The 15,824-nt window shown below is 44.1% G+C and carries 13 protein-coding genes; 11 read left to right on the top strand and 2 right to left on the bottom strand.

Features of this window, described 5'->3' with window-relative positions:
- The 6 genes from thrB to J1C77_RS05325 all read left to right on the top strand — a co-directional run bounded on the left by thrB (nt 1) and on the right by J1C77_RS05325 (nt 6,083).
- Nucleotides 1–867 carry a homoserine kinase gene (gene thrB, locus J1C77_RS05300; protein WP_002921445.1) on the top strand — a complete coding sequence of 289 codons (867 nt, stop codon included), beginning with the start codon at nt 1–3 and terminating at the stop codon, nt 865–867.
- A 347-nt stretch (nt 868–1,214) separates the two neighbouring features.
- Nucleotides 1,215–2,120 carry a UDP-N-acetylmuramate dehydrogenase gene (murB, locus tag J1C77_RS05305; protein ID WP_002897679.1) on the top strand — a complete coding sequence of 302 codons (906 nt, stop codon included), beginning with the start codon at nt 1,215–1,217 and terminating at the stop codon, nt 2,118–2,120.
- Nucleotides 2,121–2,301: 181 nt separating this feature from the next.
- Nucleotides 2,302–3,459 carry an ABC transporter ATP-binding protein gene (locus tag J1C77_RS05310; RefSeq protein WP_002921444.1) on the top strand — a complete coding sequence of 386 codons (1,158 nt, stop codon included), beginning with the start codon at nt 2,302–2,304 and terminating at the stop codon, nt 3,457–3,459.
- Entirely contained in the window at nt 3,440–4,246 is an 807-nt protein-coding gene (locus J1C77_RS05315) for an ABC transporter permease (protein WP_002921442.1), read from the top strand. The genes J1C77_RS05310 and J1C77_RS05315 overlap by 20 nt, the downstream gene beginning before the upstream one ends.
- Nucleotides 4,243–5,016 (top strand): ABC transporter permease, encoded by a 774-nt coding sequence (locus tag J1C77_RS05320; protein ID WP_002900472.1) that lies wholly within the window; start codon nt 4,243–4,245, stop codon nt 5,014–5,016. The genes J1C77_RS05315 and J1C77_RS05320 overlap by 4 nt, the downstream gene beginning before the upstream one ends.
- Entirely contained in the window at nt 5,013–6,083 is a 1,071-nt protein-coding gene (locus J1C77_RS05325) for an ABC transporter substrate-binding protein (protein ID WP_002921440.1), read from the top strand. The genes J1C77_RS05320 and J1C77_RS05325 overlap by 4 nt, the downstream gene beginning before the upstream one ends.
- A gap of 67 nt (nt 6,084–6,150) precedes the next feature.
- Here J1C77_RS05325 and J1C77_RS05330 read toward each other — a convergent pair whose 3' ends face one another.
- Both J1C77_RS05330 and ppdK read right to left on the bottom strand, forming a co-directional pair.
- The gene (locus J1C77_RS05330) at nt 6,151–6,567 is read right to left on the bottom strand and encodes a DUF6556 family protein (RefSeq protein WP_002921437.1); all 417 of its coding nucleotides are present in this window, start codon (nt 6,565–6,567) and stop codon (nt 6,151–6,153) included.
- Between the two features lie 184 nt (nt 6,568–6,751).
- Nucleotides 6,752–9,373 carry a pyruvate, phosphate dikinase gene (ppdK, locus tag J1C77_RS05335; protein WP_002921435.1) on the bottom strand — a complete coding sequence of 874 codons (2,622 nt, stop codon included), beginning with the start codon at nt 9,371–9,373 and terminating at the stop codon, nt 6,752–6,754.
- Between the two features lie 245 nt (nt 9,374–9,618).
- Between ppdK and J1C77_RS05340 the strand changes: the two genes are divergently transcribed.
- The 5 genes from J1C77_RS05340 (at nt 9,619) to thiI (ending at nt 15,485) form a co-directional block, all read left to right on the top strand.
- Nucleotides 9,619–10,248 carry a CBS domain-containing protein gene (locus J1C77_RS05340; RefSeq protein WP_002921433.1) on the top strand — a complete coding sequence of 210 codons (630 nt, stop codon included), beginning with the start codon at nt 9,619–9,621 and terminating at the stop codon, nt 10,246–10,248.
- 5 nt (nt 10,249–10,253) lie between these two features.
- A complete protein-coding gene (locus J1C77_RS05345; protein WP_002921431.1) occupies nt 10,254–11,072 on the top strand; it encodes a pyruvate, water dikinase regulatory protein in 819 nt (272 codons plus the stop codon).
- A gap of 41 nt (nt 11,073–11,113) precedes the next feature.
- On the top strand, nt 11,114–13,024 hold the full coding sequence (locus J1C77_RS05350) for a fructose-bisphosphatase class III (RefSeq protein WP_002921429.1): 1,911 nt from the start codon (nt 11,114–11,116) through the stop codon (nt 13,022–13,024).
- Between the two features lie 100 nt (nt 13,025–13,124).
- Nucleotides 13,125–14,267, top strand: coding sequence for a cysteine desulfurase family protein (locus J1C77_RS05355; protein WP_149565595.1), 1,143 nt, complete (start codon nt 13,125–13,127; stop codon nt 14,265–14,267).
- Nucleotides 14,268–14,270: 3 nt separating this feature from the next.
- Nucleotides 14,271–15,485, top strand: a complete 1,215-nt coding sequence (gene thiI, locus J1C77_RS05360; protein ID WP_002921425.1) for a tRNA uracil 4-sulfurtransferase ThiI — start codon at nt 14,271–14,273, stop codon at nt 15,483–15,485.
- The last annotated feature ends 339 nt before the right edge of the window (nt 15,486–15,824 follow it).

The raw sequence follows: 15,824 nt of genomic DNA on the forward strand, positions 1-15,824 counted from the left end.
ATGAAAATTATTGTACCAGCGACCAGTGCCAATATCGGTCCTGGCTTTGACTCCGTTGGGGTAGCCCTCTCAAAATATCTGGAAATTGAAGTCTTGGAAGAAAGTCAGGAGTGGGTGATTGAGCATGACCTCAATCCGAGAATTCCTAAGGACCGACGCAATTTACTGGTTAAGATTGCCCAGCAGTTGGCTCCAGATATTCAGCCACGCCGTTTGAAAATGACCAGTGATATTCCATTAGCTCGCGGACTGGGGTCTTCTAGTTCGGTCATTGTGGCTGGGATTGAATTGGCCAACCAGCTGGCTCATCTTAATTTGTCGGATTATCAGAAACTGAAAATCGCTACCAAGATTGAAGGACATCCTGACAATGTTGCGCCGGCTATTTATGGTAATTTGGTCGTATCTAGCTCATCTAGAAATCAGGTGTCTGCTGTGGTAGCGGACTTTCCGGATGCAGACTTCATCGCCTATATCCCAGACTATGAGCTTCGGACGGTTGAGAGCCGCCAAGTCTTACCAAATCGGCTTTCTTACAAGGAAGCTGTTGCGGCCAGCTCCATTGCCAATGTTGCGATTGCAGCTCTTTTAAAAGGTGATATGAAAATCGCTGGTCGGGCTATCGAGTCAGATTTGTTCCACGAAAAATACCGTCAACCTTTAATCAAGGAATTTTCAGATATTAAGTTCTTAGCCAGAAAAAATGGCTCTTATGCAACCTATATTTCAGGAGCGGGCCCAACTGTCATGGTCTTATCGCCTAAGCACAAGACGGAGACGATTTATCAGCTTCTGCAAAAGCAGAATTTCAAGGGGCAAATCTTCCGGCTTCAGGTAGACACAGAGGGTGTCCGAGTAGAAAAATAAATCATCAAGAGGTTTTCCATGAACCTCTTTTTTCTTTTCTAGGAACGCGTACACAATAGAAGGAGTGGATATCCCTATCTTTTTATACCTAACTGTGCTATAATGGGTCTAGCTTAAAGGAGGATAATTCACTTTATGGATCATTTAGAATTACAGGCTCTAGCGAGTGAGCTAGCTTTCGGTGCCATCAGGAATGCTCTTTCTACTCAAACACAACGTTTTGCTACTAGGCAATTATAATCATTAAAAAGCTGACCTTTCTCAGCTTTTTCTTTGTAATCTATCGTAAATGCCATAGATTTTTGATATAATAGAGTGTATTTTGTTTACATAAAAGAGAGAAAATCATGCAAAAACTAGAGAAATTAAAATCTGAATTAGAGGGAATCGACATTCGCTTCAATGAGCCTTTGAGTCAATACACCTACACAAAGGTCGGGGGTGCAGCCGATTTCTTAGTTTTCCCCCGCAATCGTTATGAGCTGGCTCGTATTGTCAATTTTGCCAATCAAGAAGACATTCCTTGGATGGTGCTGGGAAATGCCAGTAATATCATTGTGAGAGATGGCGGTATCCGAGGTTTCGTGATTATGTTTGACAAGCTCAATAATGTAGCAGTAGATGGCTATATGATTGAGGCAGAGGCTGGAGCTAATCTGATTCAGACAACCCATATCGCCTTGCAGAACAGTCTGACTGGCTTTGAGTTCGCTTGTGGTATTCCAGGTAGCGTTGGCGGAGCTGTCTTTATGAACGCTGGGGCTTATGGCGGCGAGATTGCTCATGTCTTGGTGTCTTGCAAGGTACTGACTCCTCAGGGTCAAGTCAAAACGCTGGATGTTCGGGATATGAAGTTCGGCTATCGTCACTCACTGGTTCAGGAAACAGGCGATATCGTTATTTCAGCTAAGTTTGCTCTTTCTCCTGGTGTTCACAGAACGATTCGTCAGGAAATGGAACGCTTAACCCATCTGCGGGAGCTCAAGCAGCCTTTGGAATATCCATCTTGTGGATCTGTTTTCAAGCGTCCTTTGGGTCACTTTGCTGGTCAGCTGATTAGCGAAGCAGGACTAAAGGGGCATCGGATCGGCGGTGTAGAGGTATCTGAGAAGCATGCCGGCTTTATGATTAACGTCGATAAAGGAACGGCTCAAGATTACGAAAATCTTATCGCTCATGTGATTGAAAGGGTGCGGGAAAATTCAGGTATTACACTGGAGCGCGAAGTCCGCATCATTGGTGAATCTCTGTAAGACAGATATGATTTCCAGTAGAAGTATGCTGGATAAGGAACTGCAGCTGGCTGCAACTTAGTAAGGGGGTGAAAGCCTATCGACACGGAATTTATAAAGGGCCTTTACAGCCCTCACGAGGTAGCAGCGGTCTGACAGAACCCTTAATCTGTTAATACGAGAAAGAAGGAATTTATGACAATTGAAAAAACCAATCATCGAGTTTAAAAACGTTTCAAAAGTTTTTGAAGATAATAATACTGTCGTCCTGAAAGAAATTAATTTCGAGCTGGAAGAAGGAAAGTTCTATACTTTGCTGGGGTCTTCTGGTTCTGGCAAATCAACGATTCTGAACATCATTGCTGGACTTTTGGACGCGACGGACGGGGATATTTTTCTTGATGGCGTCCGCATCAATGATATTCCAACTAATAAACGAGACGTCCACACGGTTTTTCAGTCCTATGCACTGTTTCCGCATATGAATGTTTTTGAAAATGTGGCCTTTCCGCTGCGTCTGCGCAAGGTTGATAAAAAAGAAATTCAAGAGCGGGTTGCCGAAGTACTGAAAATGGTTCAGCTGGAAGGTTTTGAGCGCCGTTCTATTCGCAAACTGTCGGGCGGTCAGCGCCAGCGTGTAGCCATCGCGCGGGCAATCATTAATCAGCCGCGGGTCGTTTTGCTGGATGAGCCGCTGTCTGCTCTGGATTTGAAGCTGCGTACAGATATGCAGTATGAGCTGCGGGAATTGCAGCAACGTCTGGGCATTACTTTTGTCTTTGTCACGCACGACCAAGAGGAAGCCCTGGCTATGAGCGACTGGATTTTCGTTATGAATGACGGTGAAATTGTTCAGTCGGGGACGCCTGTCGATATTTATGACGAGCCTATTAATCATTTTGTTGCAACCTTCATTGGCGAGTCCAATATTCTGCCAGGTAAGATGATTGAGGACTATCTGGTTGAGTTTAACGGCAAGCGCTTTGAAGCAGTGGATGGTGGGATGCGCCCAAATGAATCTGTTGAAGTGGTGATTCGGCCGGAGGACTTGCGGATTACTCTGCCAGAAGAAGGCAAGCTGCAGGTTAAAGTTGATACCCAGCTTTTCCGTGGTGTCCACTATGAGATTATCGCTTACGATGAACTGGGCAATGAATGGATGATTCACTCAACTCGCAAGGCCATTGTTGGTGAAGAAATTGGCCTGCATTTCGAGCCTGAAGATATCCATATCATGCGTCTCAATGAAACTGAAGAAGAATTCGATGCCCGTATCGAAGAATATGTAGAAGTAGAAGAGCAGGAAGCGGGTCTGATCAATGCTATTGAGGAGGAACGTGATGAAGAAAACAACCTCTAATCTTTTTCTCTTGCCTTACCTGCTCTGGATTTTCCTTTTTGTCCTAGCACCTGTTGTCATGATTATCTGGAAATCCTTCTTCAACATTGAAGGCCAGTTTACGCTGGAAAATTACCAGACCTACTTTACATCGCAGAACTGGACCTATCTCAAGATGAGCCTGAATTCGGTTCTTTATGCAGGGATTATTACTGTCGTAACCCTGCTGATTTCCTATCCGACCGCATTCTTTTTGACTCAGCTCAAGCACAAGCAGCTTTGGCTCATGCTGATTGTCCTGCCAACTTGGATCAATCTCCTGCTCAAAGCTTATGCTTTCATTGGTATTTTCGGTCAGAATGGCTCAATCAATCAATTTCTGACTTTTATCGGAGTGGGATCGCAACAGATTCTCTTTACGGACTTTTCATTTATCTTTGTAGCCAGCTACATTGAGCTACCTTTTATGATTCTGCCCATTTTCAACGTTCTGGATGATTTGGATCCTAATCTTATCAATGCCAGCTATGACTTGGGAGCTAATCGCTGGGAGACTTTCCGTCGGGTTGTTTTCCCTTTGTCCTTGAATGGTGTCAGAAGTGGAGTGCAGTCTGTCTTTATCCCTAGTCTCAGTCTCTTCATGCTGACCCGCTTAATCGGTGGTAATCGAGTGATTACTCTGGGAACTGCCATTGAGCAGCACTTCCTGACTACTCAGAACTGGGGCATGGGCTCTACTATCGGAGTGGTACTGATTGTTGCCATGCTCTTTACCATGTGGGCGACCAAGGAAAGGAGAGGGCGATGAAAAAAATTGCAAATCTCTATTTGGCCTTTGTCTTTTTGGTGCTCTACATCCCCATCTTTTACCTGATTGCTTATGCTTTTAATGCTGGGGAAGACATGAATCGTTTTACAGGATTCAGTCTCAGCCATTTCCAGAATCTCTTTGAGGATTCACGTCTGATTTTGATTTTGGTTCAGACTTTCTTTCTGGCTTTCCTGTCTTCGTTGATTGCGACGCTGATTGGAACTTTTGGAGCCATCTATATCTATCAAGCCCGCAAGAAATATCAGGATGCCTTTCTGTCTATCAACAATATCCTCATGGTGGCACCGGATGTCATGATTGGGGCCAGTTTTCTGATTCTCTTTACCACTGCAAAATTCCAGCTGGGCTTCCTGTCTGTGCTGGCTAGCCATGTGGCCTTTTCCATTCCGATTGTGGTGCTGATGATTCTTCCGCGTCTGAAGGAAATGAATGATGATATGATTAAGGCTGCCTATGACTTAGGCGCCAGCCAATTGCAAATGCTGAAAGAAATCATGCTGCCTTATCTGACTCCAGCCATCATCGCTGGCTACTTCATGGCCTTTACCTACTCACTAGATGACTTTGCAGTGACCTTCTTCGTTACAGGCAATGGCTTCTCGACTCTGTCTGTTGAGATATACTCCCGCGCTCGTCAGGGAATTTCTCTGGAAATCAATGCCCTGTCAGCCTTGGTCTTTCTCTTCAGCATTGCTTTGGTAATTGGGTATTATTTTATCACCCGTGAGAAGGAGGAGACTGTATGAGAAAGCTCTATTCATTTTTAGCGGGGATTCTGCTGATTATCGTAGTCTTATGGGGTGTTAGTTACCAGATTGAAAGTCGGACGCAGAGCAAGGAGAGCGATAAGCTGGTCATTTACAATTGGGGTGACTATATCGATCCTGAGCTGCTAACTGAGTTTACTAAGGAAACTGGTGTCCAAATCCAGTACGATACCTTTGACTCCAATGAAGCCATGTATACGAAAGTAAAGCAGGGCGGCACAACCTACGACATCGCCATTCCCAGTGAATATATGATTGCCAAGATGATGAAAGAAGGCTTGGTGGAGAAGCTAGATCATAGCCAGATTAAAGGTTTGGAAAACATCGGATCTGACTTTTTAGACCAGCCTTTTGATCCTGGAAATCAGTACTCGATTCCTTATTTTTGGGGAACACTGGGCATTGTCTACAATGAAAAAATGGTTGATAAAGCTCCTGAGCATTGGAATGACCTCTGGCGTCCTGAATACAAAAACTCTATCATGATGATTGATGGAGCCCGTGAAGTCATGGGACTTGGTCTGAACTCGGATGGTCATAGTCTTAACTCCAAAGATGCAGATCAACTACAGGAGGCTGTCGATAAGCTTTACACTCTAACGCCAAATATCAAGGCGATTGTGGCCGATGAGATGAAGGGATACATGATTCAGAACAATGCTGCTATCGGTGTGACCTTTTCTGGCGAGGCTCGGCAGATGCTGGAGGCCAATGAAGACCTACGCTATGTCGTGCCAACAGAAGCCAGCAATCTTTGGTTTGACAATATTGTCATCCCCAAAACGGTCAAAAATAAAAAAGCAGCCTATCAGTTTATTAACTTTATGCTGAGACCGGAAAATGCTTATAAAAATGCCCTTTATGTTGGTTATGCGACACCAAATCTTCCTGCCAAGGCCATGTTGCCTAAGGAAACTCAGGAAGATGAGGCTTTTTATCCGACTGAGGAAACGATGAAACATCTGGAAGTTTATGAGCAGTTGGGCCCTAAATGGTTGGGAACCTACAATGACCTCTATCTTCAAGTCAAGATGTATCGGAAATGATAGTCAAATAATTACTTGATGAATACAAAAAACGCCTGGCTCAATGAGCTAGGCGTTTTCTACTTGCTTAGTTTGAAGCTTCTGTCTGAGTGTTGGTTGCCGTGTCTTGGCTCTGGCTAGAAGCGGTAGTGTCGCCTGCTGCTGTATCTGCCGCAGAGCTAGATACACTAGTCTCAACCGCTGCTGTATCGCTGCTAGAAGCAGTTGTATCAGTTGCAGTTGTTGAAGCAGGGCTGCTTGTTTCTTTTTCGATTTCCTTGATAATGGTAGTCGTTGCAGTAGAGCTGCTGGTATCAGTTTTTGATTTTTCATCCTTTTGGCCAGTCAGATTCATAATCGTGATGCTGGCAATGATGATAGACAAGATACTGGCAACCGTTGCAATAGTCTTTTGGAAGGCTGAAAGACCTGTTTTAATATGCTGTTTAGTAGGTTTTTTAGATGATTTTGTCTTGTTTTTATTACTGCGAGAATAGTTTTCCATGCTTGCAAGAATCTCCTTTTAAAATTTCAATGATTTCTTATCTCTCATTATACGTTTTTTATCTGAAAATGTCTTAAAAAAATCAAATTTTTATCTATGAAAACGCACACAGAAGATTGCTGTCAAGAAAAGAAACTGCTCAAATTTGGATTGAGCAGTTTCTTGAGCTAGAATAGCAAAGTAATCATGCCTTCTCATCTTGGAGTGCAGCTTGAGCGACAGCCAGCCTAGCTGCTGGAACTCGATAAGGAGAGCAGGAAACGTAGGTGACACCAATTTCTTGGAAGAAAGGAATGGAAGCCGGATCACCACCGACCTCGCCACAAATGCCGATAGGAAGTTCAGGCTTAACTTGACGCCCTTTGCTGATAGCTATCCGCATCAATTCACCAACGCCGTCCTGGTCAATACTTTGGAAAGGATCAAAAGGAAGAATTTCTTTCTCTTTATAATGGCCGATGAATTTTCCAATATCGTCCCGTGAAAAGCCATAGGTCATCTGGGTCAGGTCGTTAGTACCAAAGCTGAAGAAGTCCGCTTCCTGAGCCAGATGGTCTGCAACCAGACAAGCACGCGGAAGTTCAATCATGGTGCCAATTTCATAAGGGAAAGGCTCCAGACCTTGATACCGAAAGAGCTTAGTGATATGTTGGATGAGAAAGGCTTTGACAGAGTCCAGCTCAGCCTTGTCCGCAATCAGCGGAATCATGATTTCTGGCCTAACGGTTAATCCTTCTTGACTCAGTTTGATAGCACTCTTAAAGACGGCTTCGACCTGCATCTTGTAAATCTCTGGTTGCGTGATACCCAGACGGCAGCCGCGGTGGCCTAGCATTGGATTGCTTTCTTGTAGCTGTTCAATGCGGCGAGTCAGTTTTTCTGGTGATTTGTGTAGTTTGTCAGCCAAAGCCTTGATTTCCTGTGAATCTTTAGGTAAAAATTCATGCATCGGCGGATCCAAAAGACGGATAATCATAGGTTTGTCCTGAACTGCTTTGAACATTTGATAGAAGTCATTTTCTTGGAATTCCAGTAGTTTTTTGAGGGCGGATCTGGTTTCCAATTCGTTGTCGGCTAGAATCAGGCGCCGCATTTCTAGAATTCGTTCCTGATCAAAGAACATGTGTTCAGTACGAGCAAGACCGATACCTTTTGCCCCAAACTTAATAGCTGTTTTCAAATCCTGAACGGTCTCTGCGTTGGCACGGACTTTGAGTTGTGCGAACTTATCTGCCCATGAAAGCAAGCGGTGAAGTTCTTGGTCATTTTCGATTAGGACGGTCGGAATTTCTCCGCTATAAATGCGTCCAGAGCTACCATCAACTGAAATGACATCACCCTCAGTCAAGACAAGGCTTCCGCAGGAAACAGTTTTGCTGTCCTCGCTGATGGTCAGCTCACCGCAGCCAGCCACACAACAGGTTCCCATTCCCCGAGCTACGACAGCCGCATGAGAGGTCATACCGCCCTGACTGGTTACGATGGCCTGGCTGACAACCATACCTTCAATGTCTTCAGGTGAAGTTTCCTGGCGGACTAAAATGACCTTTTTACCCAAGGAGTGGTAGTCTTTGGCGCGCTCAGCTGTAAAGACAATCTCGCCAGTTGCAGCACCTGGGCTGGCTGGCAGTCCTTGAGCCAAGAAAGGAGCATCTTGCAGAGCTTTTTCTTCAAATACAGGATGGATGAGTTGGCTAATCGTAGCAGGAGATACGCGCTGGAGAGCTTCTTTTTTGCTGATAATGCCCTCGTCTACCAAATCTAAGGCGATTTTCAAAGATGCTTTGGCGGTTCGTTTACCGTTTCTAGTTTGGAGAATATAGAGTTTACCCTTTTCGATGGTAAATTCGATATCTTGCATGTCTTTATAGTGGTTTTCGAGAATCTTAGCATAGTCTTGGAAGGCTGCATAGGCCTGAGGGAGAGCTGTCTCAAGTGCAGCGATAGGCTCAGGTGTTCGAATGCCGGCTACGACATCCTCTCCTTGTGCATTGAGCAAAAATTCGCCAAATAACTGATGCTCACCGCTGGCAGGGTTTCTCGTGAAGACAACACCTGTACCACTGGCCTGGTCGCTATTTCCGAAAACCATGGCTTGGACATTCACCGCTGTTCCCAAATCATGAGGAATATCATTCAAGTTGCGGTAAACCTTAGCTCTAGGGTTATTCCAAGACTTGAAGACAGCCTTGATAGCAGCATAGAGCTGTTCTTTAGAGCTTTGCGGGAAGGTTTGATGATGCTCACGATAAAGCTGCTTGTACTGGTCGATTAATGCTTGATGTTCTTCCAATGTGAAATCCTTGGCTTGTTTTCCAGCATTTTTTTCAAAATAGCCCAATAGGTCATCGAACTCATCCTTGGAAATTCCATAAACCACATCAGCAAACATTTGCAGCAGACGTCGGTAGCAGTTGTAGGCAAAGTCAGCATTGGTCTGCTCAGCCAGAGTCTGGGTTCTTAAATCGTTGAGACCTAGATTGAGAATAGTGTCCATCATGCCCGGCATGGAAAACTTGGCTCCGCTTCGAACAGACACTAAGAGCAAGGCAGAGTCGTTGCCGCTGAAATATTTACCTGTTTTCTCTTCTAAATCAGTAACCGCTTTCAAAACATCTTCTTTTAAAGAAGATTCAAAGAAATAAGGACTTTCTAAATATTCGATACAGCTTTCTGTGGTAATAGTAAAACCTGGAGGGACAGGCAGTCCCAAATTGGTCATTTCAGCTAGGTTGGCTCCTTTTCCACCAAGCAGGGCTCTGTCATCTGCACATCCTTCCTCGAAGGAGTAAATCCATTTCGCCATATTTACCTCCAAAATTATGAAATATGTGTCATATTGTAGGACAACTACATTGTAATATACATCACATATATTTGTCAACCGAAAAAAGCATCCTGTTTTATTGACAATTTTTCTTTTTTTGTTATAATGTGTTACAAAATGATGATTATTTAAACGTTTAAAAATAAAATATGAGTAATAATTCCTAAATTTTAAGCGAAATCAGGCTAATCATCTATTATAAAGAACGAAGGAGTCAGACCTATTTGAAATTAAGTGAACGGCAAAAGAAAATTGTAGAAATTGTAAAAGAACACCAGCCACTCAGCGGTGAGAAAATCTCTGAATTACTCGATATTTCTCGGGCGACCTTGCGCTCGGACCTGTCTTTTCTGACCTTGGTTGGGATTTTGAAGGCTACGCCAAAAGTTGGTTACACGTACTCGGGCTCGGATTTAGAGACGCTTTTCTTTTTCGATACCTTTCGAAAGGAAGTGGCGGAAATTATGACATCTCCTGTTTTGGTATCTCATGATTCCTTTATTCAAGATGCCATTATCACCTTATTTATGTATGATGCGGATGTTCTCTATGTCATTGATGAGCATAAGCTGCTCTTGGGGATTTTGTCGCGTAAGGACTTGCTGCGGGCTTCGCTCAATACTAACATTGACAGCACGCCTGTAGCGGTCTGCATGACCCGAATGCCCCATATTAAAACTTGCTACAAGGATATGAATATTTTGGAAGCGGCAGCAGTTTTGCAGGATTTTGCGATTGATTCACTGCCGGTAGTGGATAAGGATAATGAACGTAAGCTTTTAGGAACTGTGACCAAGTCAGCTCTGCTGGATTATATTATTCAAGAGGCCAGAAGCGCTGAGGTTAATAGATAAGAGGAATGAACATGAAGAAAGAAATTATTGTTTACAGCATTTCAGATTCTTTGGGGGGGACTTCGCAGAAGCTGTTGTCTGCAGTGACAGCCCAGTACCCAGATATTATTTTTAATAACAGCTATCGTTTTCCATTTATCAACAAGGAAGAAGAATTGCTGGATATTCTGCGCGATGCCATCAAGGACGATGCCCTTGTCATCAGTACACTGGTCGATGGTAGGCTAGCTGCTGCAGCTAGGGAGTTCAGTAAGTCCAATGGCCTTGCTTATTTGGATTTGATGCACCCATTTTTTGAGATTATTAGAGAAAAGACGGGCACCAATCCTATAGAAGTTCCGGGTACACTGCACCGGCTGGACACTGAGTATTTTAATAAAATCTCCGCTATTGAGTTTGCAGTTAAATACGACGATGGCAAGGCACCGCAAGGTTTTTTAGATTCAGACTTGGTCCTCTTGGGGGTCTCCCGTACATCTAAAACACCACTCAGTATTTATCTGGCTAATAAAGGCTACAAGGTTTCTAACCTGCCTTTGATTCCAGAAGTCCCTCTGCCTCAGGTCTTGGATAAGGTTGATCCGGAGCGGATTATCGGCCTCTTATGTGAGCCAGAAAAACTGTCTAAGATACGAAGTAATCGTTTGAATTCTCTGGGATTGACCCAGTCAACCAGCTATACAGATCTGGAAAAAATATACGAAGAACTGGACTACTCAAAAGAAGTCTTTAAAAAGTATCGGGCACATGTCATCAATATCACTGATAAATCAATCGAGGAGACGGCTTTCTTGATTGAAGATCATTTAAAGAAATTGAGATAAGAAAGAAGATTGAGTGAGCGGTTATATAGTGAGGACTGAAGATGGAGCAATATAAGCGTATTTTACTGAAAGAATTTGATACCCGGCAGAAGGTCATTACAGAGCTGACTAACCTAGAGGCAATTTTGAACTTGCCCAAAGGAACGGAGCTGTATATAAGTGACATTCACGGGGAGTTTGCTGCTTTTGACTATATTTTGAGAAGCTGTGCAGGTATTCTCAATGAGAAGATTAAGGACTGTTTTGGAGACAGCTTGTCAGAAGAACACAAAGACCGCCTGTCAGCGTTGGTTTCCTATCCTGAGCTTGTGTTGGGGGAAGAAACTAAAGGCCAAGACTGGTATCAGGAAACCATTCCTCAGCTCTTGAACTTGCTGGCTTTTGCGGGTGCCAAATACAGTCGCTCCAAGGTTAGAAAGGCCTTGCCGCCACAATATGCCTATATTATAGAGGAGTTGCTCTATAGTGACAGGGCTTTAGCTGATAAAAAATCCTATTTTGAGAATATCCTGACTTATGTGATTGAATTGCGGGAAGCGGTGCCTTTTATTCTAGGCTTGTCCCGAAGTATTCGGCAGTTGTTGATTGACCATCTGCATGTGGTTGGAGATATTTTTGACAGAGGAGCCGGCAGTGCTCAGGTCATGGATGAACTGCAGCGTTTTCACTCGCTCGATATTCAGTGGGGCAATCACGACATTATCTGGATGGGAGCCTTTTTTGGCTCTAAGGCTTGCTTACTCAATGTGCTGCGCATCGCAGCTCGCTATGGCTATCTCTGGGATATAGAGAAAGATTATGGTTTAAACCTGCGCTCCTTGACTCTTTTTGCGGACAAGACTTACCAGTCTAATCCTAAGTTTAGGCCTATTCTTGGTGGCAGAGAGCAGGAGTTTTCTGAAGAGGAAATTCTGCAACTGGAAAAAGTTCACCAAGCCTTGGCGATTATCCAGTTCAAGCTGGAAAATCAACTCATCAAACGACGGCCTGAATTCCAGATGCAGGACCATGTTATGCTGGACAAGATTGACTATTGGGAAGAAAGTGTTACGATTGACGATACCAAGCATGCTCTGGTTAACACTTGTTTCCAAACTATCAATCCGGAAAATCCGTCAGCTTTGACACCAGAAGAAAATCAAGCTGTAGACAGTATGCTGGCCTCATTCCAAAGTTCTCTTAAGATGGCGGAGCATATGAGTCTTCTGATGAACAAGGGCTCTATGTATAAGATTTACAACCAGCACTTGCTTTTTCACGGCTGCATTCCTCTGGAGCCGTCAGGAGAATTCCAGCCTTTCATTCTCAATCAAGCCCATTATGCAGGCAAGGAATTGCTTGATTTCTTCGAGTATCATATTCGGCAGTCGGCCAAGGATAAGGAAGTGAGCGACGATTTGTCGACTGATTTGATTTGGTATTGCTGGAAAGGAAAACTATCGCCCCTGTTTGGCAAAGAAAAGATGACTACCTTGGAGCGCTATTTCATTGAAGATAAGGTCACCCACAAGGAAGTGGAAAATTCTTATTTTTCTTATCGTAATTCTGAGAAAGTCTGCCAGCTGATTTTAGAAGAATTTGGCCTCTTTTCTCAAGAGTCTAGGATGGTCAATGGTCATACTCCAGTTAAGACGGGCAAGGGAGAGTCGCCTATCCGTGGGGGCGGTCTGCTCTTTGTCATTGATGGTGGCCTCTGCAAGGCCTATCAGAAGAAGACTGGAACGGCTGGCTATTCACTGCTCAATAATTCCTATGGCTTCCAGCTAGTGACGCATCAGCCTTTCCAAAACGCTCAGAAAGTTGTAGAATCGCCCTTTGCTCAAACCTCCTTGAAAAAGGTGATTGAAAATGTAGAGGAACGAACCCTCATCAAATCTACTACCATCGGTCAGAGCTTGTTCGCTCAACAACAGGAACTCTTTGGCTTATTGCATGAGTTTTATGACCGGTGAAGTTTAGCCCTAAGTTTTAACAGAATTTAGGGCTTTTTCTTTCTTGTTCCAGTTTCTCTTTCGTGTTACAATAGGAGTATTGAAATTTAGAGGAAAGAACATGATTTATTTAGATAATTCAGCGACAACCAAACCTTATCCCGAGGCTTTGGCCGCTTACACAGAAGTAGCTTCTAAAATCTGGGGAAATCCATCCAGTCTGCACAGTTTAGGCAGTCAGGCAACCCGTCTTTTAGAAGCTTCTCGTCGGCAAATAGCAGAGCTTTTAGGCAAGTCTTCGTCAGAGATTTTTTTTACGTCTGGAGGGACAGAAGGGGACAACTGGGTACTTAAGGGAGTTGCTTTTGAAAAAGTTCCTTTTGGCAAACACATCATCGTATCCAACATTGAGCATCCAGCGGTTAAAGAATCAGCTCTCTGGCTGCAGAGTCAAGGGTTTGAAGTGGATTTTGCCCCAGTTGATAAGGCAGGTTTTGTTGATGTAGATAAGCTAGCAGAGCTGATTCGACCAGACACCACTCTGATCTCCATCATGGCAGTCAATAATGAAATCGGCAGTATTCAGCCCATTCAGAAAATATCCGAACTGCTAGCAGACAAGCCGACTATTTCCTTTCATGTGGACGCTGTGCAGGCCGTTACGAAGATTCCGACAGCTGCTTATCTGACGGATCGCGTGGATTTTGCGACATTTTCCAGTCATAAATTTCACGGTGTCCGGGGCGTAGGATTTGTCTATATCAAGTCTGGCAAGAAAATCAGTCCCCTCTTGACTGGTGGCGGTCAGGAGTCGGACAAGCGCTCGACGACGGAAAATCTAGCTGGCATTGCAGCAACAGCTAAGGCTCTGCGTTTGTCCATGGAAAAGCAAGAAGTATTTGCCCAGCGGACGGCTCATATGAAGAAGATTCTCTTTGAAGAGCTGCAGAAGTATCCAGATGTGGTGATTTTCTCAGACATGGAAAATTTTGCGCCTCATATACTAACCTTTGGTATCAAGGGAGTGCGGGGTGAAGTCGTCGTTCATGCATTTGAAGACTACGAGATTTATATCTCGACTACCAGCGCTTGTTCTTCCAAGGCTGGAAAGCCAGCAGGTACCCTAATCGCTATGGGCGTCGAGAAATCTCTCGCTCAGACTGCTGTCCGTATCAGTTTGGATCTTGACAATGATATGAGCCGGATGGAGCAGTTTTTGACAACTTTTAAAATTATTTACGAAAAAACCAGAAAAGTAAGGTAAACAATGCATTATTCAGAAATTATGGTGCGCTACGGTGAGCTCTCAACCAAGGGCAAGAACCGCATGCGCTTTATCAACAAGCTCAAACGCAATATCCAGGCTGTTTTGTCAGTCTATCCGCAGGTCCATGTCAAGGCTGACCGTGACCGGACCCATGTCTATCTGCATGGAACAGACTATCAGCCGGTCGCTGAGTCGCTCAAGCAGATTTTTGGGATTCAGAATTTCTCGCCGTCTTACAAAATTGAAAAATCTGTACCAGCCCTAATCGAAGCTGTCCAATCCATTATGAAGGACGTCTATCAAGAGGGCATGACCTTTAAAATTACCAGCAAGCGAAGTGATCACAGTTTTGAATTGGATAGCCGCGAGCTTAACCATACACTTGGTGATGCTGTTTTTGAGGCTATTCCCAATGTTCAGGTCAAGATGAAAGCGCCGGATATTGAGCTACGTGTCGAAATTCGTGAAGAAGCGGCCTATATTTCTTATGAGACGATTCGTGGTGCTGGAGGCCTGCCAGTTGGTACTTCAGGAAAGGGTATGCTCATGCTGTCGGGAGGAATTGACTCACCGGTGGCGGGCTATTTGGCTCTCAAGCGGGGGGTAGATATCGAGGCGGTTCACTTTGCAAGTCCGCCTTACACCAGTCCAGGTGCGTTGAAAAAAGCTCAGGATCTGACTCGGAAATTAACCAAGTTTGGCGGCAACATCCAGTTTATCGAAGTGCCTTTTACAGAGATTCAGGAGGAAATCAAGGCCAAGGCTCCAGAAGCCTATCTCATGACACTGACCCGTCGCTTTATGATGCGTATTACGGACCGGATTCGAGAGGAGCGGAGCGCTCAAGTCATTATCAACGGAGAAAGTCTTGGTCAGGTGGCAAGTCAAACGATTGAGAGTATGCAGGCTATCAACGCTGTAACCAATACACCGATTATACGTCCTGTCGTGACCATGGACAAGCTGGAAATCATTGACATTGCTGAAAAAATCGATACTTTCCAAATCTCTATCCAGCCATTTGAAGACTGCTGTACCATTTTTGCTCCAGACCGGCCTAAAACCAATCCAAAAATCAAGAATGCAGAGCAGTACGAAACTTACCTAGATGTTGAAGGTTTGGTAGAACGCGCTGTTGCAGGCATCATGATTACAGAAATCAGACCACAAGCAGAGACTGATGAAGTTGACGAGCTGATTGAGGGGCTGTTGTAATAGCAAGAATGAAGTAGTCTTTGTGCATTAGCAGACAAAATCTAAAAACAATTCTTAAAAATCCGTTTTCATGAGATGAAAAAGCTTGCTAAAGAGCTGCAGAAGTGCTATACTTATAGAGTTGACTATGCACATTCCTGTGCAACCGCACGAACATCGTTGCTCGTCGTATAACAAATTTAAACTTCGTCATTGTCGCTTTGCCTAACACAAGTTATGCCTTCGGCTCAATTCCTAGTTTATTCTTTGTTATACTTAGAGCTCTTCTCTTAAGTGGTTCGTCCCACGATGCTAGGCGAGTCTTCACAAAATTAGGGGAAACCCCAAAAAATCATAGGA

Origin of the sequence: Streptococcus sanguinis, from assembly GCF_050223295.1 — a bacterium.
Classification (GTDB): Bacteria; Bacillota; Bacilli; order Lactobacillales; family Streptococcaceae; genus Streptococcus; species Streptococcus sanguinis_X.

Coding starts and splice junctions, on each gene's coding strand:
- J1C77_RS05330 (WP_002921437.1), bottom strand. CDS start 6,567: ATGGAAAACTATTCTCGCAGTAATAAAAACAAGACAAAATCATCTAAA.
- murB (WP_002897679.1), top strand. CDS start 1,215: ATGCAAAAACTAGAGAAATTAAAATCTGAATTAGAGGGAATCGACATT.
- J1C77_RS05350 (WP_002921429.1), top strand. CDS start 11,114: ATGGAGCAATATAAGCGTATTTTACTGAAAGAATTTGATACCCGGCAG.
- J1C77_RS05345 (WP_002921431.1), top strand. CDS start 10,254: ATGAACATGAAGAAAGAAATTATTGTTTACAGCATTTCAGATTCTTTG.
- J1C77_RS05315 (WP_002921442.1), top strand. CDS start 3,440: ATGAAGAAAACAACCTCTAATCTTTTTCTCTTGCCTTACCTGCTCTGG.
- J1C77_RS05355 (WP_149565595.1), top strand. CDS start 13,125: ATGATTTATTTAGATAATTCAGCGACAACCAAACCTTATCCCGAGGCT.
- J1C77_RS05320 (WP_002900472.1), top strand. CDS start 4,243: ATGAAAAAAATTGCAAATCTCTATTTGGCCTTTGTCTTTTTGGTGCTC.
- thiI (WP_002921425.1), top strand. CDS start 14,271: ATGCATTATTCAGAAATTATGGTGCGCTACGGTGAGCTCTCAACCAAG.
- J1C77_RS05325 (WP_002921440.1), top strand. CDS start 5,013: ATGAGAAAGCTCTATTCATTTTTAGCGGGGATTCTGCTGATTATCGTA.
- ppdK (WP_002921435.1), bottom strand. CDS start 9,373: ATGGCGAAATGGATTTACTCCTTCGAGGAAGGATGTGCAGATGACAGA.
- thrB (WP_002921445.1), top strand. CDS start 1: ATGAAAATTATTGTACCAGCGACCAGTGCCAATATCGGTCCTGGCTTT.